This is a genomic window from Pseudomonas sp. GL_091 (genome assembly GCF_057837725.1).
Genome location: NZ_CM174451.1, coordinates 4,529,979 through 4,549,649 on the forward strand (window position 1 = coordinate 4,529,979; position 19,671 = coordinate 4,549,649).

Here is a 19,671-nt window from a genome sequence, read left to right on the forward strand (position 1 = left end):
ATTGGCCGGGCTGCCAAACCGGGCAATCTGGCATGCACAACCAACTAATTGGCAAACAGGGAAAAGGGCAAACAATGGCCGCGCCTTAGTATCCGGACAGACCGCAAACCTGCGCTCAAGAACAAGAACGGATGCCACACCATGCTCAAGTCCCCCTTGCTTCGTCTCTCGACGCTCGCGCTGATGATCAGTGCCGGCAATGCCGGTGCCTATGAACTCTACGCCGATGACGACAGCCATCTGAACGCTACCCTCGAAGCCGTATTCGGCATTTTCCACAGCCAGGAAAACTACGCCCTGTCCGGTCGCCTGAATGAAGGCAGCTCATCGTGGCGCGAGGGCTACATCAAATACGGCTTGAGCTTCGATCAAGGCCTGGGCGGTGTGGGCACCGCGTACGGCGCGGGGAACATGCTCAGTTCCGGCACCTGGGGCGACGGCGATGCCGCCGGTTTCACCGATGGTTCGGAACGCACCACCAAGTTCGAAGACGCCTACCTTGGCTGGCGCTCTGCTGACCTGTTCGGGGCGTTGGGCAAGGACGGCGTGGACCTGTCCTTCGGCCGCCAGAACATCGTGGTTGGCGATGGTTTCCTGATCGACGGAGACGCGCTGAACATGGGCAAGGGCCTGGCCGACGGCCAATTCAACCGTGGCGGTGCCTATTACCTGGCAGCACGCAAAGCCTTCGACGAAACCGCCGTATTGCGTCTGGGCGGCAAGGAAGGCTGGCGCAGCGACCTGATGTGGCTCAAATCCGACAACCGCGCCCAGGCCAAGACCGAAATGTACGTCGGTACCCTGGAGCACGTGGCCGAAGCCGGCACGGTCGGCCTGACCTACATCAAGACTACCGATATCGATGAACAGTACGCCTCCCCGGCACAACTCGAACGCGACGGCATGAAGACCTACAGCGTGCGCGCGACAGGCAATGCCGGGGTGAAGGATCTGTTCCTGTCCGGTGAGTACGCCAAGCAGGACAAACCTCACGCCGCCGACGAAGACGCCTGGTACCTGGAAGCCGGCTGGACCTTCTCCGACGCGACCTGGACCCCGAACGTCAGCTACCGCTACAGCCGTTTCTCGGAAGGCTACGACACCTTGTTCTACGGCATGAGCCGTGGTTACGGCACCTGGTTCCAGGGCGAAGTGGCAGGCAACTACGCCGGGCCGTTCAACAGCAACTCACGCATTCAAAACGTCGGGCTGAAAGTCTCGCCGCTGGAGAACCTGAACCTGGGCGCGCTGTACTTCAACTACGACACCATCGACCGCAGCCTGGGCAACACCGATGGCCACGAAGTCGACCTGTATGCCGAATGGCACGTCAACGACCACCTGACCGTGATGCCGCTGGTGGGCATCTACCAACCGGACAAGAGCGCCGAAAACGGTGGCACGCAACTGGGTAACAACGACCGCAACGTTTACGCCCAACTGCTGTTCGTCACCGGTTTCTGATTTCGGCCGTGGGCAATGGCGTTGTCGTTGCCCATGTGGAAGTTGAATCAGTTGGTGGGGAGCTTTCGTATCTTAGATTTGCAGTGCCTGATACACCGCCTTCGCGAGCAAGCTCGCTCCCACAATTGGATCTCTGCCGCGCACAAATCTTGTGTTCGCCAAAGATTCCTGTGGGAGCGAGCTTGCTCGCGATGAGGCCATCACATCCAACACCTCCACTGACTGACACTCCGCCTTCGCGAGCAAGCCCGCTCCCACAATTGGATCTCTGCCGCGCACAAATTTTGTGTTCGCCAAAGATTCCTGTGGGAGCGGGCTTGCCCGCGAAGAGGCCATCACATCCAGCATCATCACTGACTGACACCCCGCCATCGCGAGCAGGCTCGCTCCCACAGAGATCAACGCCAGCCCACATAAATCTGGCACCCACAACCAACCACATGGCATGCGCGCAAACATGTCATCGCGCACCCCGGGCGTAGTATCGAAGCCGACCTCGGAGCAATACCCGCTCCAGGGCGCCCTGCAATGCAACGCTGAACCCCTTCCATTTCTCACTAACAACAATAAATCGACCTTCGGGTCGCGGGAGATTTCTGTGCTCAAGAAAAGTGCGCTGGGCTGGCCAAAGATTGCCGGCCTCGGGATTGCGTTGGTGGTGGCCGGGCAGTTTTCCGGCTGGAACTTCGGGCTGGCGGCCGGTGGCTGGCTGAACATGCTGATCGCCACGTTGTTGATGGCCCTGCTCTGCGGCGGCCTGGCGTTGTGCGTGGCGGAGCTGTCCACCGCGCTGCCAAGCGCTGGCGGTGTATTCGTCTATGCGCAAAGCGCCTTCGGGCCGTTTGTGGGTTATCTGGTTGGTGTGGCTTGCGCACTGGCGCTGACCATCGGCACCGGCGCTGCCGCGACCTTTATCTGCGCCTACACCGAATCGATTTTCGGCCTGGGTGGCTGGCCTGTGAAGATCGCCCTGTTCGCGGTGATCATCGGCATCCACATGCGCGGTGTCGGTGAGGCCATGGGCCTGACGTTCATTGCCGGTGTGATCGCCGTGGTGGCCCTGCTCACGTTTGGCGTGGCCATGGCGCCCCATGTCGAACTGGCCAATCTGCTGACATTGCCGGCCAATGTGGCAACACCGGTCAGCCTCGGCGGCATCTTCGCCTGCGTGCCATTCGCAATCTGGCTGTTCATCACCGTCGAGCAAACCGGCTCGGCAGCCGAGGAAGCTCACAACCCCGGCCGCACCATGCCCCAGGGCATTCTGGCGGCGATCGGCACCTTGTTGGTGACTGCGCTGGTGGTGCTGGTGTGCGCACCGGGCGCCGGTGGTGTCGAGCTGGTGGGTTCGGCGGGTGATCCGCTGTACGCGGCGATGTCCAGCAACAGTGCCTTTGGTGAAGGCTCCTGGCTGGCCAAAGTGATTGGTTGCGGCGCGGTGTTCGGCCTGATCGCGACCTTCTTCTCGCTGGTGTACGCCGCTTCTCGTCAACTGTTCGCCATGGCCCGCGATGGCCTGTTCCCGCAATGGCTGGGCAAGACCGGCAAGCGCGGCACGCCTTACCCGGCGCTGTTGCTGATCGGCGTGATCGGCCTGCCGCTGTCGGTGGTCGACCCGGCCACCGTGATGCTCGCGGTCGTGCTGCTGCTCAACGTTTGCTACTTGTTCATCTTCGGCGCGTACCTGCATATCAAACGCAACCAACCGGACCTGCCACGGCCGTTCACCCTGGTTGGCGGCAAACTGGTTGCCTGGCTGGGCCTGGCCCTGACGCTGGTGGTGATCGCCGCCTGCTTCCAGCTCGACATGCTGATGCTGATCGCCCTCGCCGTGACCTTCACCCTGTGCATTTTCAACTACCTGCTGCGCAACAGTCGCACCACCGCCATCGAGGTTCCAGACCATGCCTGAAGACACTCTGCTGCAACGCCGCCATCGCGTACTCGGCAGCGCCTCGCCGCTGTTCTACGACAAACCCTTGCACCTGGTGCGTGGCGAAGGCGTCTGGCTGTTCGACGTCGATGGTCGCCGCTACCTCGACGTCTACAACAACGTGCCCTGCGTCGGTCACTGCAACCCCCACGTGACCGAGGCCATGCACCGCCAGGCCACCACGCTGAACATCCACACCCGCTACCTGGATGAACAAGTGGTGCGCTACGCCGAGCGCCTGACCGCGACCTTTGCAGAATCGCTGGACACCGCGATGTTCACCTGCACCGGCAGCGAGGCCAATGAACTGGCGCTGCGTCTGGCGCGATTCGCCAGCGGCGGCACCGGCATCATCGTCAGCGACTACAACTATCACGGTAACTCGGCGTCGCTGGCCGAAGTCACCACCGCCCTGCCCTCGCCGGAACCGTTTGCCGCCCACGCCCGCGCCGTGCCGATTCCGTGCTTGTACCGGGCACCGGCCGGCACCACCGAGGCGCAACTGGCCGAGCAATACGCAGCCAACATCGCCGCCGCGATTGCCTCGATGCAGGCCCAGGGCATTCGCCCCGCCGCGCTGCTGATCGACACCCTGTTCGCCAACGAAGGCTTGCCACGGGTGCCGGCCAGCTTCGTCAACAAGGCGGCGGCGCTGATCCGCGCTGCGGGTGGCCTGTTCATCGCCGACGAAGTGCAGTCCGGTTTCGGCCGCACCGGCGATCACCTGTGGGGTCATCAGGCCCACGGCGTGGTGCCGGACATCGTCACCCTAGGTAAACCTATGGGTAACGGTTATCCCCTGGCCGGGTTGATTACCCACAAGGCGCTGGTCGAATCCTTCGGCCGCCACGCCATGTACTTCAACACCTTCGGCGGCTCGCCGGTGGCGGCAGCGGTGGGCATGGCGGTGCTGGATGTGATCGAGCAACAGCAACTTCTGAAGAATGCGCAAAACGTCGGCGCTTATATACAGCAACGCCTGCAAGTGTTGACCAGCAAACACTCGATCATCGGCGATGTGCGCGGCAAGGGTTTGTTCTTCGCCATGGAGTTGGTGCGCGACCACACCAGCAAGGAGCCGGCCGGACTGGAGGCGCGCAAGGTGGTCAACGACATGCGCGAGAACGGCGTGCTGATCAGCAAGATCGGCGCCGGCGACAACATTCTCAAGCTGCGGCCGCCGCTGGTGTTCGGCCTCAACCACGCTGACTTGTTCGTCGACACACTGGACAGCGCCCTGAGCGCGATTTGAGGCTTTTGCCATGACTGAATTCCACACCCTTGCATTCGACACCCTGAGCCATGACCAGCAAGTGACCCGTCTGCACGAACTGGCGCGCCATGCCCTGCAGCAGTGGGACGGCGAATTCGCCGACATCGAACTGGTGAAGTTTCGCGAGAACGCGGTGTTCTCTGCCCGTCGCCACGACGGTCAGCGGGTGGCCCTGCGCATCCATCGCAATGGCTATCACTGCGAGGCTGCGCTGCGCTCCGAGTTGCAATGGATGGAGGCGCTGGCCGGCGCCGACATTACCGTGCCGCAGATTATCCGCGCACAAAATGAAAGCCATCTGATCGAAGTCACCCACCAGGCCATCGGCGAGGCGCGGCACATCGACATGCTCGCCTGGCTGCCCGGCGCCACCGCCGGTACTTCCGAGGCCGGGGTGCAGGCCGATACCGAAATCGATTTCCTCTTCAATGAGGCCGGCGCGATTGCTGCACGCATCCATCTGCACTCGGCCGAGTGGCAACAGCCGGACGAGTTTGTCCGGCATGCCTGGGACGAGGAAGGCCTGATCGGTGCCAATCCGTTCTGGGGGCGTTTCTGGGAGCTTGCGCAGCTCAGCGACGAGCAGCGGGAGCTGTTGCAACAGGCCCGGCGCACAGCGCGCAAGGACTTGCGTCAGTACGGGCGGCACCTGGGCAACTTCGGCATGATCCACGCCGATCTGGTGCCCGAGAACCTGCTGATCGAAGGCCCGCGTCTGCGCCTGATCGACTTCGACGATGCCGGGTTTGGCTGGCACATGTTCGAGTTGGCCACGGCCTTGTACTTCTGCCTGGATGACCCGCGCTTTGATCAGATCAAGGCGGCGCTGCTCGACGGCTACAACGCGGTCAAACCGCTGACCGAGGCGGATCGAAAGACCCTGGCATTGTTCCTGATGCTGCGCGGCACCACTTACCTGGGCTGGATTCACACCCGCCAGGGCACGCCGACGGCGATAGAAATGGCGCCGATGTTGATTGAGCGGGCTTGCGTGTTGGCTCGGGAATATTTGCAGCAGTAAAACGACTAACTCGATACATATGTGGCGAGGGAGCTTGCTCCCTCGCCACAGGATTACCTTCCGCCTCAAGAGTCGCTATTGCGGCGGATCAAAGTTATCCAGCGCCCGATTCACGGCCAACTCCCCCAGCATGATCACTTGCGCGATGCCCAGCAGGGTGTTGCGGTGCGTGCCTTCCAGGAAACCCGCCAGGTCATTGACCATCACGTTCGCCGAGGCCAGCGATTCGCAGGCGTGGGCCAATAGGGTTTCGGTGTCGATGTCGGGGTTGATGGTGAACAGGGTGGAGGGTTTGTGCGGGGTGGCGGCTGTACGCAGGTTAGCAGACCGGGGAGACACGCAACCGGCGCGCCCGAGGGCGCCCTGCGCACAGCTGCCATCAAGTGCAGGGATGGGAAATACCTGACTGTCTGGACTGCCAATGCGCCTCATGTCACCACGGGCTGCTAAACCCGATCACTGGAAATCAGTGACGCGGACCAAGTTACCGATGGCCTCCAGGGCGCACATGCCGGCGGATTCTGGCGTACCTGTAGGCAATGACGCAAGGCGTTGTAGCTTGCTGGAAATGACGCCTACAGCCGTTAAACATGCATATCGAGCGAACGCATTTGTGGCGAGGGAGCTTGTCGGATCGCCGCACCGTCCCGCTCGGCTGCGCAGCAGTCGTAAAACAGGTAATCGCGATTTGACTGACTCATCGCAGATTCAGCTTTTGGGGCCGCTTCGCAGCCCAGCGGGAGCAAGCTCCCTCGCCACAATCAGCAATGCGCCCCGGCATGCTCAACGCGATGAAACAAGCGGTTGAAATACACCAGGCTGTCGCGCGGCTCGCGCACGCCCACCTTCGTCAGCTCCACGAACATCACCGAATGCGAGCCCACTTCCTTGCACTCGCTGATCCGCCCTTCGAGCTGCACCAGGGCATCGCGCAGCACCGGCACGTCGGCGGCGCCGTCGTCCCACAGGTCCCAGGCGAAGCGTTCGTCCATCGGCACCTTGGTCATGCCGGCGAAATGCCGGGCCAGATCTTCCTGCTCGCCACACAGCACGTTGACGCACAGATGGCCGTTGGTGCGGAACACGTCGTGGGTGGCGCTGTTGCGGTTGACGCACACCAGCACGGTGGGCGGCGAGTCGGTGACCGAGCACACGGCGCTGGCGGTGATGCCACAACGACCGCCGGGGCCGTTGGTGGTGATGATGTTCACCGCGGCAGGCAGCTGCGCCATGGCGTTGCGAAAGTCGATTTGCTGCTGGCTCAGGTCGGCCATGTCGATGCCCCTTCCTTCAGGAGGGCCGCTATCTTGCGGCCCGTAGGTGATGGAACAAGACTAAGGCTGCGGGCGCTACACAACCATTCTGACGATCCCCATGGCGAGGTTGGGTTTCCGCTAGTCGACTAGGTGGTTTCTTTATCGTAAGGGCCGGCCACAGTGGGTATTCTGCATACTGGCTCCAGAAAGATGAGCCAATGCGTGCCGCACGCTCCTGTGCGAAAACAATAATTAAAAAACTTTCGTGGCAGCCCCGATGGAAATCCGTAAACCGATTGTTTATATCGTCGACGACGACAAGGACCTGCGAACCTCACTGGCCTGGTTGCTGGAGTCGGTGAGCGTGCAGGCGCAGTGCTTTGCCGGCGCCGAAGAGTTCCTGAGCCAATACGACCCCAAGCAGCCCGCCTGCCTGGTGCTCGACGTGCGTATGCCGGAGACCAGCGGTTTCCAGCTGCAGGAAATCCTCAACCAGCGCGGCAGCACCTTGCCGACCATTTTCGTCTCGGCCCATGGCGACATTCCGATGTCGGTCACGGCGATGAAGAACGGCGCGCTGGATTTCGTCGAGAAGCCCTACAACCCGCAGCAGATGATCGACCGCATCCAGGCCGCGCTGAAGACCGCCGTGCACGCCCAGGCCGATCAGCAGCAGCGTCAGAACCTGCAGGGCAAACTGGCACTGCTGACCAGCCGTGAGCGGGAAGTGTTGATGCTGGTGATCGATGGCAAGGCCAGCAAGGTGATTGCCCGGGAGCTGAACATCAGCGTGAAGACCGTTGATGTGCACCGCACCAAGATCAAGGAAAAGATGGGCGTGAGCAGCATCGCCATGCTGGTGCGCGAGGTGCTGCATCTGCCGGTGGATGAGCCGGTGCGGCACTGAGTACAGCCTTTAAATTCTGCGCGGCCGCTCGGCCGCCATCGCGAGCAAGCTCGCTCCTACAGTGGATTTGAGTGGTACACCGATTTCGTGTTCACCGAAGTTCTATTGTAGGAGCGAGCTTGCTCGCGATGAGGCCAGCAAATACACCATCAACGTCGGGTGTCAGATCTGGCTATACCGCTTGCGATAAGCCCCCGGTGACACGCCGAAGCGCGATTTGAAGGCCGACGAGAAGTAGCTCGAATCCGAGAAGCCCCAGGCATAACACAGTGCCGAAAGCTTCTGCTCGACATCGGCGCGGCGCAGGTTTTCGGCGCAGAAGTCCAGGCGGCGGTGCTTGATGTATTGCGCCACCACCAGCCCGCGCTTGGAGAACATCCGGTACAGGCCGCGTACGGAAATCCCCACTTCACGGGCAATCAGTTCGGGGCACAGTTCTTCGTCGCTGAGGTGCGCGTCGATGAAGGCGATGATCTTGCGAAATTGCCGCTCATGGGCGTCTGCACCGCAGTCGCGGGCGCTGATGCCCGGCAGCAACAGGCTGGCCAGGGCATCGAGAACGGCCTCGCTTTCCTGCATCTCCAGCCCGTCCTGCTGGCGGGTGTCCAGCACCAGCTTGTTGGCCATCGCCGCCAGGGGGCTGCCGGCCGCGATGCGTGTGGCGCAGTTGACGGCATTGAAGTGCGAACCGCGCTCGACCACCTGGCGCGGAAGAATCAGCGACAGCTGTCGGCAATCGTCGTTGTAGATCATGTCGCTCGGACGGCTGGCGTCGATCAGGGCGATGTCGCCACAGCCCAGTTGCGCGCGGTTGTCGCCCTGCTCCAGTTGCGAGCTGCCACGCAGCTGGAACACCGCGTAGTAGTGGCCGTCGCTGCTGGTGCTGACGTCCTTGCTGGTGCGGTACAAATGCACGTGCGCCATGTCGACCACACTGAGGTTGATCGCACCGCTGCGAAATTCCGTCAGTTCACCGTAGAAATCGGTGTCCAGCGCCCGGGCGTCGAAACGCCCACAGGCCTGGTTCACCTGGCTCAACCAACTTTCGAACGCCTCGTTGCGCACCGTCGATGCTGTAATCATGTCCGCAAAGCCTCACGTTTTTGTTGTTATTTTTCGACCGCTTCATCGAGCGGTTCGTCAAAACGGTAATTTCTGTAGCCATCTCCTCCTTCGACGGCCGCCGGGCGCCCATTCAACAGGCTCCGACCCAAGCTTTCCAGGCGACTTTCAGTTAAAGGTCCAATACCAGACGAGCGGAAAGCGCCCGTGATACACACGCGCAAATCTGCTTGTTGGAGGCCTTTTCCTTGTTCGACAGGCAGTTGTCCCGGTGCTCCGGTAAACCGTCCAGGACCTCGACGATGCAGGTACCGCAAATGCCTTCGCGGCACTCGGTGTCAATGTCGCAACCATGGGCCTGCAACACGTCGACCAGGCTGGTGTTGGCCGGCACTTGCAGCACCACGCCGGAACTGGCCAGTTCGACTTCGAACGTACCCGCCCGCGCACTGTTGGCGGCCGGGTCTGCGGCGAAGTGTTCCAGGTGAATGGCATCATCCGAGCGACTGCGGGACGCCACTTCCACTACTTTGTTCATGAAGGGTGCCGGGCCGCAGGTGTAGACGTGGGCGGCGCTGCCAGCACGCTCCAGGCATTCACTCAACGCGGCGTCGAGATCCGCGGGTTCCACGCCGTAGTGAAATTCCACAGACTCAGCAAAGTTCGTCGCCAACAGTTCGGTAAACGCAGCGTACTGCGCCGAGCGCGCGAAATAGTGCAGGCGATACGGCTGGCCGCTTTCCGCCAATTTGTAGGCCATGCTCAACAGCGGCGTGACGCCGATACCGGCGGCGAACAGCACGTGTTCGCTGGCCGTTTCATCGAGACGGAACAGGTTGCGCGGCGCTCCCATTTCCAGCTCCATGCCCTCTTCCACTTGCTCGTGCAGCGCCAGCGAACCACCGCGCGACTGCGCTTCTTTCTTCACCGCCACCAGATACGCCCGGCGATCCTGTGGCGGGCTGCACAGCGAATACTGGCGGGTCACCCCGGTCGGCCCGGTCAGGTCGACGTGGGCACCCGGTTCATAGGTGTCGAGCGGCTGGCCGTCACTGCGCACGAGGCGAAAGGAACGGATATCCAGCGCTTCGTCGACGATCCTTTCGATCTTCACCTTCATCATTGCATCACCTGAATACTTGTTTTTCGTTTAACACATCTCTTGTAGGAGCTGCCGCAGGCTGCGATCTTTTGATCTTGACCTTAAAAGATCGCAGCCTTCGGCAGCTCCTGCAGGGACATTCTCTAGCCCTGAATCAGGGCTTCAGCGCATGAACAAGCCGCCGTTGACGTCCAGGCATGCACCGGTCACAGAGGTCGCGTTATCGGCGATCAGCAGCAACACGCTGTCGGCGATGAACACCGGGTCACCAAGGGTGCCGGCCGGGATCATTTTCAGGATCTGCTCCAGACGCTCCGGAGCCACGGTTTCGCGCACCACCGGCAAGTCCAGCGGACCCGGCGAGATGCTGTTGACCGTCACCCCCTGGGGTGCCAGTTCACGGGCGAAGACCTTGGTCAGGGTCGCCACGCCGCCCTTGGCTGCCGCGTAATGCGCGCCAGTGGCGGTACCGCCGTTCTGTCCGGCCAGGGACGCAATGTTGACGATGCGACCGAAGCCGCGCTCGGCAAAGTGCGCGCCGAACACCTGGCAGGCAACAAAGGTGCCGCGCAGGTTGATCGCCATCGACTCGTCGAATTCTTCCGGCGTGATGTCCATCAGCGCCGCGACTTTCGACACACCGGCGTTGTTCACCAGAATGTCGGTGCCACCCCACTGCTCAGTGAGCAGATCGCGGGCACGCTGGAAGTCGGCCTTGCTGCGCACATCCAGTTCGATGGCGACTGCCGTGGCGCCGCTGCCATCCAGCTCGGCGGCCAGATGCCGCACGCCATCGAGGCGCACATCGGCCAGGCCGACGCGATAACCCGCCGCGTGCAGACGGCGGGCGATGCACTCGCCCAGTCCGCGCGAGGCACCCGTTACGAGGGCTACTCGACTCATGATATTGCCCTCACAAAAGGAAGCCGAGCGCGCTCAGGCTGTCGGTGGAGTTGATCAGCCGTACCACTTTGCGCTCCAGGGTCGGCACGCCGTCGGTGAAGCGGATACGGTGGTTCAGGTCGGCCACGAACGGCGTGTGCACGCCGCGCTTGTAGGCGTACAGCAGCTGCGCCGAATTGACTTCGACGATGTTGCCGGCGGCTTCCACCAGACGGAAACGCGAGATCGTGCGGATGGTTTTAGCCGCGTCCACCGCCGACGGCGAGTAGCCGGCGGTCAGGCGCTCGATGCGCAGGTCACGCATGCGCGCATCGTCGTAGGCGTAATTGAGCGTCGCTTCGAAATCCTCGGTGTCCGGGTCGATCGGCACGATGTACTTGCCGCTTTCGCTCCACAGGGTCGCCCATTCGGCGTAGTTCTTGTGGTCGAGCAGTTCGGCTTCGCGCCAGATGAATTCGATGGCCTGGGCCAATTGGCCGGAAAAACCGTTCAGGGTGTCTTGATTGCTCATTGGCTCATCATCCTTTTCCACATGTCGTAGGCACCGCGCATGCCGCCTTCGTCGGTGGCGTGGCTGACCTTGTCGCCGTTTTCAGCGGTGATTTCGCGGTTCAGGCCGCGGTTGACCAGGATTGGCGCGTCGACGCCGGCATACGAGCCGCGCTGCACGCGGTCCCAGGCCTCGGCATCGTCAGGGCTGCCGAAACCGAACGGGCCCTGGAAGTGTTCGTGGATGCGCATGCGTTCGCGGTTGGCGATTTCCGGGCCGCCGTCCATGCCGAGGGCCACATGGCGGATTTCGGTTTCGGTGACCGACACCGGGCGCAGCACGCGGAAGAACGACATCGACATCGCCACGTTCGGGAACAGGTTCAGGTTGAAACCGGCGCCGTGCAGCGAGCGCACGATGCGACGAACCTGATCGGCCGGCATGGTTTTCGACAGTTCTTCAGTCACATGGGCGAAGCGCTCCTGCAACTGTTCGGTGCCGTCGTCATGATCGAGATCGACGTGCTCCGGCACCATGACCATCACGCTGTGGCCGTTGCCCAGGGAGTGAGTCACGGCTTGTTCATCAGTCATGAACGAGAGCATTTCCGAGGTTTCTTCATCCACCGACGACATGAACGACTTGTGCACGATCGGGAAGTGGTAACCGTCGGTAGTGTTTTCCAACTGGATCTTCCAGTTGCCCTTGAAGCTGAACTTGTGTTCGCCCTGGGTCTTGATCGGGTAGCCGGCGCCCTGTTTCATGAACAGGTCCATCCAGTGTTTGGCGCCGCCAAGGAAGTCTTCCAGCGGTTCGATCTCGTCGTTGTAGCTGGCGAAGATCATGCCGGCGTAGCTTTCGACGCGCAGGCTGGTCAGCGGCAATTCGGATTTCTCCAGGATGCCTTCGTAGCCATCCGGATACGGCAGCGCACGCAGCTTGCCGTCCAGGCCATAGGACCAGCTGTGGTACGGGCAGGTGAAACCGGTGGCGTTGCCCTTGTGCTTCTCGCACACGGTGGCGCCACGGTGGCGGCAACGGTTTTCCAGCACGTTGATGTTGTTCTTCTTGTCGCGCACGACGATCACCGGGCGACGGCCGATGGTGGCGGTCTTGAAGTCGCCGGAATTGCGCACTTCGCTTTCGTGGGCAACCCACACCCAGGTGCGGTAGAAAATCTTGTCCAGCTCGGCTTCGAACAGCGCCGGGTCGTTGTACAGCGAGACGTCGACGCGGTCGTGCTGGACCAGGTCTTCGGGGCTTTTCGACGTTGCGATCAGCTGATATTCATGAGTGCTCATGCGGTTCTCCTCATGGCTTCTTTTTATGATTTTGTTTTAGAGCCAGGCCGTTCACCGGCCATGCTCTGTTGCAGTTGCGCGCCGAAGGTGCAGACCAGTTCGTCCTGACCTTTACGACCGACAATTTGCAGGCCGACCTTCAGCCCGCCGCAATCGAGCTCCACCGGCACCGTCAGCGCCGGGTGGCCGCTTAGGTTGAAAGGCCGAACCAGCGGGGTCATGCCGGCTACGGCTTTGCTACCGGCGCGGGCCTCGCTGAGGGTCGGCGGCAGGGTCGGCATTGTCGGCAGCAGCAGTACGGCAAAATCTTCCAGCGCCGCGTCCACTTGTTGGGTGAACGCTGTGCGCACGGCTTCGGCCTGGGCCAGTTCTTCGCGGGTGGTGCGGCTGGCCGCCAGCAAACGTGTTTCCACATCGGCGCCGATCAGGCCCTTGCCAGTCAGATGGCCGAACGCCGCCCAGTTTTCGAAATTGATCACGGTCAGGCCGGCGGCGAACGCTGCTTCGAATTCGCTCAGGTGCAGGTTGCTGCGACGCCATCCGGCGCGGTCGGCGGCGGCACCCAAGCTTGCTTGCAGATGCGCATCGCAGGCCACCTCGAGAAAGCCGACCCTGGCGCCGTCACCCGGCAGGCCTTGAGCGGTAAAGCCCGGGCAGATCACCTGCATCGCAGCGATCAGGTCGTCCATGCTTTTGGCGAACGGCCCGACGCAATCGAGGCTGGATTCCAGCGGATGGGCGCCGACACGGCTGACACGACCATAAGTCGGCTTCAACCCGGCAATGCCGCAGCACGCTGCTGGCACCCGCACCGAGCCACCGGTGTCGGTGCCGATGGCGATGTCCGCCAACCCGGCGGCAACCGCCGAGGCCGAACCGCTGGACGAGCCGCCCGGCACGCGATCCGGTGCTTGCGGGTTGATCGGTGTGCCGGTCCAGTCGTTGATGCCGGTCACGCCGAACGCCAGTTCATGCAGGTTGGTCTTGCCGACGATCTGCCAGCCAGCGCCCAGGATCGCGTCGACCACTTCGGCGTTTTTGGTTGCCGCCGGTGCATCGGCAAACGCGCGGCTGCCCGAACGGGTCGGGTGGCCGGCGATGTCGATGGAGTCCTTGATGGCGACGCGCTTGCCGTTGCCGCCGAGGAGGAATTCGCTGATGAAAGTACTCATGTACTCAGCTCCGTATTGAACAAGCGTTGCGTGCGGAAATGCGCGATCAACCAGACGCCATCCACGCAACGGAAATCAATGTTCAGACGCGTGCCGAACAGCTCGTTACGGCCATCGGCGTAAGTCGAGATCTGCTGCATGATCCACTGCCCCTGCGCCGCCTTGCCGTCGACCACAATTGATTCGCTGGTGAGGTAGTGCAGGTTCAGCTTGAAGTGGTCGGACGGCGGCAAGTAACCACCGACAAACGCCGCCACCGCCTCACGCCCCTGGTGCTGACCGAAGGTCTGTGCGGTCTGGGTGCCGAGGCCTTCCCAGATCGCGTCCTCGGTGAACAATTGCGCCAACTGGCTCTGATGAATCGCCGCCCGCGGCACGTCGCACAGGTCCATGTAGCGCGCCATCAAGCGGCGCACGGCACTTTCCCCTTCGAGCGTCGCCAGACGCTGCAGCAAGGCCTCGTTCATGGCTTACACCCTGGCCGCATCAGGAATGGTCAACGGGCGACCGATGCGCGCTTCGACCTTGGCGTAGCGCCACAGGCTGTATTGGCCGACCGGCGTGGTGCGGAACAGGTTGCAGGCGTCGATCACCGACTGGTGGCAGTCGACGTCGGCCATGATGTACACGGTCCAGGGCGAGGTGGTGGACGGGCCGACCATCAGGCGGTCGTCGTCCATTGCGCCGAGCACGGTGATGCCGGGCATGCCGCCGAGGTCACCCATCATCTGGCTGAAGCCCTTCCAAACGCTCAGGCCTTCGCCGGTGGGCAGGTCGAAAAAGTTCTGGGTGATGCCGATGCAGAAGACGACGCGCAACGGTTCCTGGGTAGCTTGGGACATGTTGTTGATCCTTGAATAAGTGAAAAACGGGTTCAGATGTAGCCCGGGAACGGCGGGACGCCGAGGAACACCGAGCCGGCGCCGTCATACAGGCCTTCGCTGAGGAAGGCGTGCTGGGTCACCACCATCGAGTCGCGCAGGTAGCGTTGCAGTGGATGGCGCAGGTAAATGGCGGTGGTGCCGGCCAGGCTGTAGGCGCTCTGCACCACCTCGGCACCGGCCTGGGACACGTGAATGGCCGACAGGCGCAGCAGGCTGGTCTGCTCCGGGGTGACCGGGTTGCCGGCCAGGATCGAGTTCCACACCTGTTCGGTGGCGTTGTAGAAGAAACCGCGGGCGGCGCTGAGCTTGGCTTCAGCCTTGGCGATCTCGATGCGCACGTAAGCGCGGTCGGACAATTTCGGCGCGCCGGTGATGCCGCTGCCGCCAGCCATGCGGCTGATTTCGTCCAGCGCTGCACGGGCCAGGCCGAGGTTGACCACTGCCAGCACTTGCGCGGCGTAGGCGATCGACGGGTAGCGGAACAACGGCTCGTCGATGGTTGCGGCACCGCCACGGATGAAGGTCCAGCGCTCATCAACGCGTTTATCGCTCACTCGCAGGTCATGGCTACCGGTGCCCTTGAGGCCGACCACTTCCCAGTTCTCGACGATGTCTACCTGCTCCGGGCGAAATACAGCGGTGCGTGGCTTGCCGCCGGCAGCGCCGATGCCAACGCCCAACAGGTCTGCGCCTTTGCAGCCGCTGGCGAATTTCCAGGTGCCGTTGACCTGATAGCCGCCTTCTACGGCCTCGGCCGGTTGCAAGGGGAACAGGCCGCCGGCGAATACCAGGTCAGGGCTTTCGGCGTAGAGCTCCGCCAGGGTTTCCCGCGGCAAGGCTGCCAGGTAGACACCGGCGCTACCGAAGCTTGCCACCCAGCCCGCCGAGCCGTCGGCTTCGGAGATGCGTTCGATCATTTGCAGGAACAGCGACGGTGCCAGGGCATCACCGCCGAAGCAATTCGGCGTGGCGGCACGGTAGATTCCCACCTGCTTGAATCGCTCGATCATGTCCCGAGGCACGTGGGAGCCGGCGTCGAATTCCTCGCGGCGTTGGCGGACCTCATCCAGCACTTGCTGAAATAGCTGACTCTCGACCATTGGCACGACCGGGGCGGACACAGGGTCTTGTTGCGCGACAGCTGAACGCAGCATGGGCTAGTTCTCCGTTTTGATTATTGTAGGAGCGAGCTTGCTCGCGATGGACGTCAACGATAACGAGCCCAGTCTGGATGACTGCGTTGTTCAGACGTTTTTCGCGAGCAAGCTCGCTCCTACAGGGGAAGGGGCGGTGTGGTCACCCTTGCATTGAGGTCCAGTGTAAAAACCGCGTCCCGGCACAACTATTGGTGCGTGCAGCCCCCTCGCTAAAGAAAACCCCTAGACCCCCACCGGTTACCTCTGAGCGCATCCCGCTGTGCGAGCAGGTATAAAACGCCATACTGCAAATCTCTGCCGCCAGGGGCCGTGCGATGTACCAGCCAAAACCGAACGACTTTTATGCGCTGATCGAAGCCATGCCGCTGTGCATCATTCTTCATGACGCGCACACCAAGGAAATTCTCTGGGCCAACACCGCTGCCCTGGCAGCGCTCGGCTTTAGCCTGGAAGAACTGACGCCGCTCAAGGCTCCGGACATGACCCGCGACGCACCGAAGTACCGGCGTTCGGTGGGCTTGCGCTGGCTGGAAGGTGCCGCGCGCACCGGGCAGCGGGCCATCGAGTGGTGCTATCGCTCCAAGCAAGGGGTGGAGATTCTGTCCGAGGCTGTAGCGACCCTGGTGCACCTGGACGGTCGCGATGTGCTGATGGTGCAGTTCCGCGACATCTCCAAAGAGGACAAGGTCAAGCGCGACCTCAAGCGTTTCGAGAGTCGACTCACGGCCTTCATGCAGGACCTGGCCGAAGGCGTGGCGGTGCTCGGCCCCGAGGGCGATATCGGTTTTATCAGCGACTCCGGCGCGCACCTGCTCAACAGCGAAGTGCACAAGCTGATGGGCAAGAACTTCCTGGCCTGGTGCGACGACGCATCCGGCCAGCGCCTGCTGCAACAATTTGCCCATGAAACGCCGGAGCACGCACCGTTCAACGTGCATTACAAGGTGCAGCGCCGCGATGGCGAATGGCGCTGGCATGACGCAACCTGCCGCTACATCGAGATCGAGGACGATCTGGTCGGCCATCTGCTGCTGTTCCGCGACGTGACTGAGCAAGTGCAGGCCGAGGAGGCGCGGCGGGTCAGCGAGCAGAAACTCGAATACCTGGCACGCTACAACGCCATGGGTGAAATGGCGGTGGCCATCGCCCACGAGTTGAGCCAGCCATTGGCGGCGACCCGCAACTTTATTGAAGGCGCGGTGATTCGCCTGGGCAACGCCGGCGAAACCGATCAAGGCGTCGCCTGGGGTTTGCAAAACGCCGTGCGGCAAATCGAGCATGCCTCGGTGATCATCAAGAGCGTGCGCGATTACGTGGTCAAGCTGGAGCAGACCGAAGAGCTGGTCGACCTTAATGAACTGCTGCGCGAAACCCGCTACTTCATCAGCCTGCGGGCCGATCCGAGCCGGGTGCGCGTGGAAATCGTCACCGCGCCCGAACCGCTGCGGGTGAGTTGCGAGAAGGTGCTGATCGGCCAGGTGATCCTCAACCTGGCCTTCAACGCCATTGAAGAAATGGCCGACCTGCCCACTGAACGACGCTTGTTGCGTATCCATGCCAGCCGCGAGAACGATGTGGCCCTGGTGCGCATCGAAGACTGCGGTCGCGGCATTCAGGCCCAGGCGCAGGAGAAGCTGTTCGACGGTTTCTTCTCGTCCAAGGTCAGCGGTAATGGCATCGGCCTGGCGCTGTGCAAGAACATCATCGGCCGCCACCGTGGCGATATCTGGGCGCAAAACCTCGAGCCGTGTGGCGCGGTGTTTACCTTCTCCCTTCCCCTCTTATCGTCTCCCTGCCCCCTGTAGGAGCGAGCTTGCTCGCGAAGGTGGTGAACGATAACGCGCACTACCAGATGCCCAGCGGTGCCCTTGTTTTTTTTCGCGAGCAAGCTCGCTCCTACATAGTCCTTCATGACACTGGCACAGACACACAAACACTTGGCAGGCAGGGCAATTCTCCCGATCGCGGGGCACGGCAGAATCAAAGGGTAAAAATCTGCCAAAGCACCCGCGATCCGCGTTACCAACAATTCAGGAAGTTCCCCTTATGCGAACAAACAGGATCTCCGTACAGTCAGCGCTAGGCCTGAGCCTGCTTGTACTCGGTTTGAACAGTGCCCGCGCGGACTTGCCCGCCGGTACGATTGGCCAGACCGTTCTGGCATTTCCGCCCGAAGCTCACCGCGCGTTTGTCATCGACGTCGAGTTCGACAGCTTCGTGGCTGGCCGCGTGACCGTGGTCGACCCGGACCAGAAGCGCATCCTCGGTATGGTGCCGACCGGTTTTGCTGCACCGTCGACCCTCAGTCACGACAAGAAAACCATTTACAGTGCGGACATCTGGTATTCCCGCGGCACCCGCGGCACCCGCACCGACGTGCTCACCGCCTGGGACAGCTCGACCCTGTCGCCGGCCTGGGAAGTGCTGATTCCGAACAAACGCGCCGAATCGCTGACCCAGCGTTATTCGCTCAAGCCGAGCGGTGACGACAAGTTCGTCTACGTCTACAACTTCACTCCGTCGACCTCGGTGACAGTGGTCGATACCCAGGCCAAGGCCGTTGCCACGGAAATCGCCATCCCCGGTTGCGTGCTCAACTACCCGGTCGGCAACCGCCGCTTCGCCTCGCTGTGCGGCGACGGCAGCCTGCAGGTGGTGACCCTCAACGATCAAGGCCAGGAAACCGCGCGCAGCCGCACGCCGTTCTTTGATCCGAACGCGGAAAAACTGGTAGAGCGCGCCGTCAACGTCGGCGACACCTACTACTTCACCACCACGACCGGCACCGTACGCCCGGTGGATTTCGCCGGTGATGCGCCGAAGGTCCTGCCGTCCTGGTCGCTGGTTTCCGACGAAGACAAGAAAGCCGGATGGGCGCCGGGTGGCTGGCAGCTGATGGCCGTGGCGCCGAAACTGGACCGCCTGTACGTGCTGATGCACGACGCCCACGAACCGTTGAAGTGGGAAGACCCGAGCCCGCTGATCTGGGCATTTGACCTCAAGACCCACAAGAAAGTAGCGACCCTGGAAGCCCCGGTTCCGGTGTGGAGCATGCAGGCAACCGGCGACGACAAGCCGTTGTTGCTCGGCGCTGATGTGGAAGGCGGTTTGCAGATTTTCGATCTGAAGACCAACAAGCTCACCGGCAGCATGCCGAAAGTCGCCAAAACCGCGACTCAGGTCCTGAGCTACTAAGAGGTTCGGCCATGCACACAGATCCGCTCTTCATCATTGCCAGCGCCGTCGCCATCGCGGTGTTGCTGGCCAGCGCCGCGACCCACAAGTTGCGCGCGCCGGCCCGCTTCGCCCGGCAACTGGCGGACTATCAACTGCTGCCCGAAGCGCTGGTGCGCCCGACGGCGCGGCTGGTGCCGCTGCTGGAACTGGCCATCGCCTTTGCCCTGCTGGTGCCGGTTTGCCGTGGTTACGCCGCGTTGAGCGCCGCCAGCCTGTTGGCCCTGTACGCCGCCGCCATCGGCATCAACCTGTGGCGCGGTCGCGCGGACATCGACTGCGGTTGCGCCGGTCCCGACCAGGCACAGCCGCTGCGCCCGGTACTGCTGCTACGCAACAGCGCACTGGTGGCTCTTGCGCTGGTGGCCAGCGTGGCGCCGGTTGTCCGCGACCTCAACCTGTTCGATGGCTTCGTGACCCTGGCAGCCGCTGCGGTCGCGCTGCTCATCTACGCCGCGGCCGATGGCTTGCGGGCGAATTCCCCTCTTCTGCTCAAATTGATTGGTAGGTAA

Annotated in this window: 19 protein-coding genes; 8 read left to right on the plus strand and 11 right to left on the minus strand. The window is 62.2% G+C overall.

All coding sequences use genetic code 11. The annotated features are described in order from the left end of the window. Positions 1–141: 141 nt before the first annotated feature. The 4 genes from AC3ITY_RS20520 to AC3ITY_RS20535 all read left to right on the plus strand — a co-directional run bounded on the left by AC3ITY_RS20520 (position 142) and on the right by AC3ITY_RS20535 (position 5,691). Positions 142–1,464 (plus strand): alginate export family protein, encoded by a 1,323-nt coding sequence (locus tag AC3ITY_RS20520; protein ID WP_489304598.1) that lies wholly within the window; start codon positions 142–144, stop codon positions 1,462–1,464. Positions 1,465–2,062: 598 nt separating this feature from the next. Next, positions 2,063–3,376: an amino acid permease gene (locus AC3ITY_RS20525; protein WP_489304599.1), complete on the plus strand. Its 1,314-nt coding sequence runs from the start codon at positions 2,063–2,065 to the stop codon at positions 3,374–3,376. Beyond that, entirely contained in the window at positions 3,369–4,649 is a 1,281-nt protein-coding gene (locus AC3ITY_RS20530) for an aspartate aminotransferase family protein (protein WP_489304600.1), read from the plus strand. Before AC3ITY_RS20525 ends, AC3ITY_RS20530 begins: the two co-directional genes overlap by 8 nt. A gap of 10 nt (positions 4,650–4,659) precedes the next feature. Next, positions 4,660–5,691: a phosphotransferase enzyme family protein gene (locus AC3ITY_RS20535; RefSeq protein ID WP_489304601.1), complete on the plus strand. Its 1,032-nt coding sequence runs from the start codon at positions 4,660–4,662 to the stop codon at positions 5,689–5,691. 75 nt (positions 5,692–5,766) lie between these two features. Here AC3ITY_RS20535 and AC3ITY_RS20540 read toward each other — a convergent pair whose 3' ends face one another. Beyond that, a complete protein-coding gene (locus tag AC3ITY_RS20540) occupies positions 5,767–6,123 on the minus strand; it encodes a DUF6124 family protein (RefSeq protein ID WP_489304602.1) in 357 nt (118 codons plus the stop codon). 329 nt (positions 6,124–6,452) lie between these two features. After that, positions 6,453–6,965 (minus strand): 4-hydroxyphenylacetate 3-monooxygenase, reductase component, encoded by a 513-nt coding sequence (gene hpaC, locus AC3ITY_RS20545; protein WP_489304603.1) that lies wholly within the window; start codon positions 6,963–6,965, stop codon positions 6,453–6,455. Between the two features lie 259 nt (positions 6,966–7,224). Between hpaC and AC3ITY_RS20550 the strand changes: the two genes are divergently transcribed. After that, the gene (locus AC3ITY_RS20550) at positions 7,225–7,854 is read left to right on the plus strand and encodes a response regulator transcription factor (protein WP_053161157.1); all 630 of its coding nucleotides are present in this window, start codon (positions 7,225–7,227) and stop codon (positions 7,852–7,854) included. A 162-nt stretch (positions 7,855–8,016) separates the two neighbouring features. On the opposite strand, the gene feaR is transcribed toward AC3ITY_RS20550, so the two are convergent. From feaR to AC3ITY_RS20595, 9 genes are all read right to left on the minus strand, one after another. Continuing rightward, positions 8,017–8,937 carry a transcriptional regulator FeaR gene (feaR, locus tag AC3ITY_RS20555; RefSeq protein WP_489304604.1) on the minus strand — a complete coding sequence of 307 codons (921 nt, stop codon included), beginning with the start codon at positions 8,935–8,937 and terminating at the stop codon, positions 8,017–8,019. Between the two features lie 151 nt (positions 8,938–9,088). Then, a complete protein-coding gene (locus tag AC3ITY_RS20560) occupies positions 9,089–10,039 on the minus strand; it encodes a PDR/VanB family oxidoreductase (RefSeq protein ID WP_489304605.1) in 951 nt (316 codons plus the stop codon). A 141-nt stretch (positions 10,040–10,180) separates the two neighbouring features. Then, positions 10,181–10,921 carry an SDR family NAD(P)-dependent oxidoreductase gene (locus tag AC3ITY_RS20565; protein WP_489304606.1) on the minus strand — a complete coding sequence of 247 codons (741 nt, stop codon included), beginning with the start codon at positions 10,919–10,921 and terminating at the stop codon, positions 10,181–10,183. A 10-nt stretch (positions 10,922–10,931) separates the two neighbouring features. Then, on the minus strand, positions 10,932–11,432 hold the full coding sequence (locus tag AC3ITY_RS20570) for an aromatic-ring-hydroxylating dioxygenase subunit beta (protein WP_489304607.1): 501 nt from the start codon (positions 11,430–11,432) through the stop codon (positions 10,932–10,934). Beyond that, positions 11,429–12,712 (minus strand): aromatic ring-hydroxylating oxygenase subunit alpha, encoded by a 1,284-nt coding sequence (locus tag AC3ITY_RS20575; protein ID WP_489304608.1) that lies wholly within the window; start codon positions 12,710–12,712, stop codon positions 11,429–11,431. Before AC3ITY_RS20575 ends, AC3ITY_RS20570 begins: the two co-directional genes overlap by 4 nt. A 23-nt stretch (positions 12,713–12,735) precedes the next feature. Then, entirely contained in the window at positions 12,736–13,884 is a 1,149-nt protein-coding gene (locus AC3ITY_RS20580; RefSeq protein ID WP_489304609.1) for an amidase, read from the minus strand. Further along, positions 13,881–14,351, minus strand: a complete 471-nt coding sequence (locus AC3ITY_RS20585; RefSeq protein WP_489304610.1) for a nuclear transport factor 2 family protein — start codon at positions 14,349–14,351, stop codon at positions 13,881–13,883. Before AC3ITY_RS20585 ends, AC3ITY_RS20580 begins: the two co-directional genes overlap by 4 nt. Positions 14,352–14,354: 3 nt before the next feature. Beyond that, a complete protein-coding gene (locus tag AC3ITY_RS20590) occupies positions 14,355–14,726 on the minus strand; it encodes a hypothetical protein (RefSeq protein ID WP_489304611.1) in 372 nt (123 codons plus the stop codon). A 32-nt stretch (positions 14,727–14,758) separates the two neighbouring features. After that, complete coding sequence (locus tag AC3ITY_RS20595; RefSeq protein ID WP_489304612.1) at positions 14,759–15,922, minus strand: acyl-CoA dehydrogenase family protein; 1,164 nt, start codon at positions 15,920–15,922, stop codon at positions 14,759–14,761. Between the two features lie 317 nt (positions 15,923–16,239). Here AC3ITY_RS20595 and AC3ITY_RS20600 point away from each other — a divergent pair, with 317 nt between their 5' ends. From AC3ITY_RS20600 to AC3ITY_RS20610, 3 genes are all read left to right on the plus strand, one after another. After that, positions 16,240–17,730 carry a PAS domain-containing sensor histidine kinase gene (locus AC3ITY_RS20600; protein WP_489304613.1) on the plus strand — a complete coding sequence of 497 codons (1,491 nt, stop codon included), beginning with the start codon at positions 16,240–16,242 and terminating at the stop codon, positions 17,728–17,730. A 241-nt stretch (positions 17,731–17,971) separates the two neighbouring features. Then, positions 17,972–19,120, plus strand: a complete 1,149-nt coding sequence (locus AC3ITY_RS20605; RefSeq protein WP_489304614.1) for an amine dehydrogenase large subunit — start codon at positions 17,972–17,974, stop codon at positions 19,118–19,120. A gap of 11 nt (positions 19,121–19,131) precedes the next feature. Continuing rightward, entirely contained in the window at positions 19,132–19,671 is a 540-nt protein-coding gene (locus AC3ITY_RS20610; RefSeq protein ID WP_489304615.1) for a MauE/DoxX family redox-associated membrane protein, read from the plus strand.